Genomic DNA, 6118 nt, shown 5'->3' on the forward strand with positions numbered 1-6118 from the left:
TCGATGAAGGGCGTGACGTTGATCTCGTGGGCTTCTTCCGGCGTGTCGTCGCGGTCGGACGCGGTCCTGATCGCCATCGTCGCCCCTCAGTGCACCGCGCGCAGCGGCGCGGCTGCTGCACGTGGAGCGGCGCGGTCGAGATCACGCGAGACCAGTTGCTGCACCGCCGCCGACAGATCGCCGAGCAGGCCGCGCAGGCCGGCCAGTACGCGGCTGAAGTGGTTGTAGACCAGTACTGCGGGAATCGCCGCCACCAGGCCGAGCGCGGTCGCCAGCAGGGCCTCGGCGATGCCCGGCGCAACCACCGCCAGGTTGGTGGTGTTGCTGTGTGCGATGCCGATGAAGCTGTTCATGATGCCCCACACCGTGCCGAACAGGCCGACGAACGGGGCCACCGCGCCGATGCTGGCCAGGACACCAATGCCACGCCGCTGCACGCGCGCGGTTTCCAGTTCGATCCGGTCCAGGCGTGAGGCAACACGCTCCTTGATGCCCTCGCGGCCATCCAGATCCTGCGACAGGTGCAGTTCGGTCCGCGCGGCATCCAGCATCACCCGCGCGGTACCCTGCTGCACGCAGGCATCGGCGTGTTCGTTAGGCAGGCTCGCCGCCTGCAGCAACAGCGCGCGCGCCGCTCGCAGCTGCCGCGCTTGCCGGCCCAGCTCCCAGCCCTTGGCCAGCAGCACGGTCCAGGTGGCCAGCGACGCCAAGGCGAGCGCGATCATCACCGCTTTCACCACCACATCGGCAGCCAGGTACATGCCCCACGGGGTCAGTGCGGGGGCGGCCACAGGAGCCAGGTCAGCAGGCAGCATCATCTCGGGTTCCATCAGAATCAGGGGACACGGCACGGCGGCGAGCCGTGCGCGGATCATGAGCGTCGTCCACTTCCACCAGCGGCGTGGGTTCCATACGTGGTGCTGGTCGACTGAGCACATAGCCGGCGCTGACCGCGAAGCACAGGCCCACGCCCAGCAGCAGACGCCATGAGGGATGGGCGCCCCAGCAGAACATCGCGAACCCCACCGCCATGCCGGCGCTGGCGAACGCCTTGCCCTTGCGCGACACCGCGCCCTGCTCACGCCACAACCGCAACGAGGGGCCATAGCGCGGATGCGCCAGCAGGCGCTGCTCGAACTTCGGCGAGCTGCGCGCAAAGCAGCCCACCGCCAGGATCAGGAAGATGGTGGTCGGCATCACTGGCAACAGCGCGCCGATCACGCCGAGGCCGACCATCACCCAGCCCAGCGCAAACCAGAGCCAGCGCATCAACCCTGCGCCTGCACGCGGTCGGCGTTCATCAGGAGAATTCCACTTCGACGTGGCCGTGCACGCTGCGGAACGCGGCATCGGCCGCATCGATCACCTGCTGCTCCTGCTCGGCACTCAGCGGTACCGCGTCCAGCGCAGCAGTGAACTCACGCCAGTGGCGCGCGGCACCGTCTGGATGCGCCGCCAGGTGACGGGCGCCGAAGTCGCGGTCCAGGCCGAGCTTGGCAGCCATTTTGTACAGCACGGTGCCGCCCAGGTTGGAGCCTTCGGCCACGTACAGCCAGCCCAGCGCTGCCGGCAGCGCCAGATGCAACGGCAGTGCGGGGATGTCGGCATCCGGCAGGGTCTGTTCCAGATCCTGCAGGTCACGCGCGACCTGTGTCAGGCGGCGGCGTTCATCGAGATCAGGCAGCAGTGCGTCCAGCGCGGGGTTGGCATACAGCGCATCGATGCTGCGGTGAAAGCGGTACTGCACGCGCAGGAAGCGGGCAAAGTTGCTGCGGTCGGCGAAGATGTCGCCGGCCATGATGCGCTTGTCCAGCGCGCCGTGGCTGTCGCGGGTGGCGGCCTTGAGCCGCAGGCTGCGGCTGTCTTCGGGAGCGATGTGTGCGTTCATGGGGGAATGCCAGGAGGGTCGTCTTGCTGTAGACGTTCACCGCGGGGCTTTCCCCAAGCTCGTGTGCACCGATAATGGGCCATCCCCTTCTTCCACCCGGAACCGACGATGATCACCACCGAACCGCGCATGACCAACCTGTTCCTGCAGCTGGGCCTGGATGCCAGCGCCGAGGGGATCGCCCGCTTCATCCGCGAGCACCAGCTGGCCACCGATGTGGAAGTGGCCAAGGCACCCTACTGGAACGATGCCCAGCGCCAGTTCCTGTCCGAATCGCTGCAGGCCGACGCGGCGTGGAGCACCGTGGTGGACGAACTGAACGAGGCGCTGCACGAAGAGGCGGTGAAGGCAGCGACCGGGCTGTAAGCAGACGCCGGGCATGGACCGGCACTACCGCTTCATTACCCGATGGGGTCAGAGCCCTTTCCGCAGGAAAGGGATCCGACCCCGTCGATCACAGGAAAGGGCTCTGACCCCGTCGATCAGTACTTCCAGGTCAACGCCAATCGCGCGGTCCGGCCCGGCGCCGGCATCACGCCCAGGGCAAGTGGATCGAGGTAGTAGCGGTCGGTCAGGTTGTCCACGCCCGCCTCCACCGACAACTGGGCGTTGAAGCTCCAACTCGCGAACAGATCCACCAGCGTGGTCGGTCGGTACAACTGCTGGATCGCCGACAGGCCTACGTTCCAGTCCTTGTCCAGCTTGCTGATCGGACCAGCGTTGTGAACCACGCGGGTACCGAAGGTCAGCCGCTCGTCGAACAGGCGCGACCCCAGGGTCAGGTTGACCATGTAGCGCGGCGGGTTCTGCGTGTTGGTGTAAGAACCCTCGAAGCCACCATCCACGCAGTTGGGCGTGTTGACCAGCTCGTCATTCTTCCGCTGTCCGCCGTAGGCGCGACGCTCTGCGGCGATGTCCGGCGCGCAGGTCTTGGCCTTGAAGTAGTAGTGCGCGGACAGGTCGGCAAACACCTTGCCGCTGTCATAGCTGGACTGGAACTCCATGCCCGAGACCTTGAACTGGTCGACGTTGCGGATCAGGCCGGCCGACAACGTGCGGTAGTCACGGGTGATCAGGTCGTCGATGCGGGTATCGAAATAGGCCAGCTTCAGCGCCAGGCGGTCACCGTTGGTGAACAGGTCGTAGCGGATGGTACTGGCACCGATCTCCCAGCTGCGCGCACGTTCCGGCTTCAGTTCGCCCACCGGCTTGGCGGCGGTGAACAGGCCCAGCGTGGTCTCGAACAGGCTCGGCAGCTTGGTGCCTTCGGCGTACTTCACGTAGACCATGGTGTCTTCGCTGAAGCGATAGGCCACGCTGGCGGTCGGCGAGAACGCGGTGTCGCGACGGCGGATCGGCTGCGACCAGGTCCAGCTGACCGGCACTTCCAGATCCTGCGCCTTGCCGGCGTCGTAGAAGTTCCAACCACCGATGTCGCCGACCGTGCCCTTCTTGTACGGAGAGGCCAGCAGCGATTCCTGGGTGAAATTGCCGTTCGCATCCGGATACCAGTTCAGCAGCGCGATGCGCTTTGCGCGCCACGACGGCAGCTTGGGGTTGCCGTTGAGCAGCTCGGTGTAGCGGTACTGGCCCTGCACCTCGTAGGCGTCAGGCGTGGCCAGGCGGTTGCGGTCGTGCACATCCACCCGGTTCCAGCGGCCACCGGCCAACAGCTCCCAGTGTTCGTCGGGCTGCCACTTCAACGACGCCACGGCACTGTATTCCTTGCGCTCGGCATTGCGCAGGAAGCGGTTGTTGACCAGGTCGTCGTGCATGATCGGGCCGGAGCTGCCCGGGGCGATGTCTTCGTCACTGTAGGACAGGCCGTAGTCGAGGGTGAACGCACCGGCGCGGGTGTCGAACGTCGAGGTATTGCTGGCGTCCAGGTTGAAGCGCTTCTGCCGCAGCGGGTTGCGGTAGGCATCCTTGTAGCCGGGGTCGCCGCTGAAGCTGGGTGCGTCGTACCACTCGGTGCGGCGGTCGAAGTACCACGGCGTGATGCCGGTCAGGCTGTTGTACATCACGCTGTCAGTGTCGGTGTACGAAGCGTTGACGCGCAGGTCGACCAGGTCGCTGTCCGGGTTGAAGCGGTAGCGCAGGCTGTAGCTGTCCATGTCGACGTGGCCTGGATCCCATTGCGGGATGCGGTCACGTTCGACGCGGATGATCTGCGAGGCCATGATCTCGCCGGCGGTGCCTTCGTAGCGGCGATAGCCGGCTTCCAGCGTCTGCGCGTCATCAATGCGCCAAGTGCCCTTGAGCAGCGCTGACTTCGAGCGCGAAGAAGTATTGAACACCTCGGTACGTGGCGGATTCAGTGGCGCCAGCGTCCGCCGGGTCTGCGGGAAGTCGTCGTAGCCATGCTTGCCGGAGAAGTAGTTGCCGTTGTCGCGATACGCATAGGCCGCGACCAGATCGAAGCGGTCCCAGTGACCTCCCGCAGCCACGTTGAAGAACTGGCTGCCGGTGGCGCTGCGATCGGTACGCGGCGCGGCACTGTAGGCCGGCAGGTTGTTGGCACTGGCGTTGGCCAGGCCGCCCCGTACGCGCACGCCGAAGTCGCGGCCCTCGCGCAGAACGTCGCCGATCTTCAGCGTCTCCATTTCGACCACGCCACCGATGCCACCGGAGGCATTGGCCTGCAGGCTCGGGCCCTTGGTGATGGTCAGGTTGGAGATCAGATCCGGGTCGAGATAGGTGCGCTGCGACTGGCCGGCATAGCCCCGATAGGTGTCCATGCTGGACTGGCCACCGTCGATGATCACCGGTACGCGGCCCTGGCCCTGGATGCCGCGGATGTTGACGTCGAAGCCGTTGCCCACGCGTGGGTCTCCCGCAGTGACGCCGGCCACACCTTTGACGATATCGCCGTTGGAGGTACCGCGGAAGCGCTCCAGGTGCGCGCGGTTGAGCGTGGTGGTGGAGCCGACACTGCGATAGCTGTCGAGCAGGCGCGCTTCGTCGCTGGTGGCGCCACTGTCAACACGGTCGCCGGCCACACTGAGCGTGTCGGTGACGATCACACCGCTGCCGGCCTGCACCGGCGTTGCCGCTTCCAGGGTGACCGCATCGGCGCTGACCCTGCGCATTGCCAGGCCCGTGCCCTGCAGCAGGTGCTGCAGCGCCTCGCTGGCCGACAGGCTGCCACTGACCGCGCGCGAGGTTGCACCCTGCGCCAGCGATGCGGGGTACACCACCTGCACGCCGGACTGGCGCATGTAGCTGCGCAACGCTTCGTCCAGGGGCTGCGCCGGAATGTCGAAGCGCTGAACGGCAGCGTGGTCGCCGCTGACGCTCTGCGCCAGTACGGAGGGTGCGGCACTGGCCAGGCCGGCAGCCAGCAATGCGATGCACAGGCGGGACGGGCGCAGCATGCGGCCCGGGCGGTGGGAGTCGAACATGGGGGAACCTGTCAGGTAATCGGTGCCGCGAACGCGGCGTCATCCGCAACACAGGCGGACACGGCGACGTACGTGGCGGCGGCGAGTACGTTCGCGGGGTAAGACGGATGGGCGCGCGACAACCCCAAGAGGGATTTGCGGTCGCGGTGGCTGCCGACCGTTGGTCGGCCGGTTGCAGCGGTGGGTGCCGACCGTTGGTCGGCACACTGGGATGATTCGCGCTGATCATCCACGCATGGCGTGGATCTACTGCACGATGGCGGCGTGGATCTACTGCACGATGGCGACGCCGAACGGAAGACGGGTAACCTGCAACCCTGCTGTTGCGGCCAGCGCGTCCAGCGCCTGTTCCGGGCGATCGATGCGCAGCGCCGCGCTCACCGCCGGCAGCCGCGACAGATCGCCACGCACGAAGGTCGGACCGGCGCGATATCGCCCCACCCAGTGCACGGCATCGGCGACGCTGGCCTGGTCCAGCAGCAGTTCGCCCTGCCGCCATGCACCCACGCTGTCGGCCGGCACGTCCTCCAGACGCATCACACCGCTGTGCTCGCCATAGGCCGCACGCTGGCCCACCTGCAGGTACGTCCAGCCGCCGTCAGCCGGGCTGGCCACGCGTACCCTGCCCTGCCCGACCTGCGTTTCCACCCGGTCATCGCCGCGCGCGACGGTGAACGCGGTCGAGATGTCCTCGATCACGCCATTGCCCGCGTGCACGCTGAAGCGTCGCTGCGCATCCGGACTGACCTCGAACCAGGCACGCCCGCGCAGCAGCTCGATCTGGCGTGCCTCCGCATCGAAGCGCACGGCGATTGCACTGTCCGCATCC

Annotated in this window: 6 protein-coding genes; 1 reads left to right on the forward strand and 5 read right to left on the reverse strand. The window is 66.8% G+C overall.

Annotated features, from left to right (window positions below):
• Positions 1-86 precede the first annotated feature (86 nt).
• From exbB to AB4Y84_RS10470, 3 genes are read right to left on the reverse strand one after another with little or no spacing between them, the layout of a single operon-like run.
• On the reverse strand, positions 87-815 hold the full coding sequence (gene exbB, locus AB4Y84_RS10460) for a tonB-system energizer ExbB (RefSeq protein WP_312787183.1): 729 nt from the start codon (positions 813-815) through the stop codon (positions 87-89).
• Positions 802-1269: a YbaN family protein gene (locus tag AB4Y84_RS10465; protein ID WP_312787179.1), complete on the reverse strand. Its 468-nt coding sequence runs from the start codon at positions 1267-1269 to the stop codon at positions 802-804. Before AB4Y84_RS10465 ends, exbB begins: the two co-directional genes overlap by 14 nt.
• A gap of 31 nt (positions 1270-1300) precedes the next feature.
• Complete coding sequence (locus tag AB4Y84_RS10470; RefSeq protein WP_442244450.1) at positions 1301-1888, reverse strand: biliverdin-producing heme oxygenase; 588 nt, start codon at positions 1886-1888, stop codon at positions 1301-1303.
• 108 nt (positions 1889-1996) lie between these two features.
• Here AB4Y84_RS10470 and AB4Y84_RS10475 point away from each other — a divergent pair, with 108 nt between their 5' ends.
• Complete coding sequence (locus tag AB4Y84_RS10475) at positions 1997-2254, forward strand: DUF2789 domain-containing protein (protein WP_442244451.1); 258 nt, start codon at positions 1997-1999, stop codon at positions 2252-2254.
• A gap of 116 nt (positions 2255-2370) precedes the next feature.
• Here AB4Y84_RS10475 and AB4Y84_RS10480 read toward each other — a convergent pair whose 3' ends face one another.
• Together AB4Y84_RS10480 and AB4Y84_RS10485 are read right to left on the reverse strand one after the other, a co-directional pair.
• Positions 2371-5289, reverse strand: coding sequence for a TonB-dependent receptor domain-containing protein (locus tag AB4Y84_RS10480; protein WP_442244452.1), 2919 nt, complete (start codon positions 5287-5289; stop codon positions 2371-2373).
• Between the two features lie 270 nt (positions 5290-5559).
• Positions 5560-6118: FecR family protein (locus AB4Y84_RS10485; protein ID WP_442250102.1), on the reverse strand; the 559-nt coding region annotated here is incomplete at its 5' end.

The organism is Stenotrophomonas sp. 2YAF22, assembly GCF_052114665.1.
GTDB classification, from domain to species: domain Bacteria; phylum Pseudomonadota; class Gammaproteobacteria; order Xanthomonadales; family Xanthomonadaceae; genus Stenotrophomonas; species Stenotrophomonas indicatrix.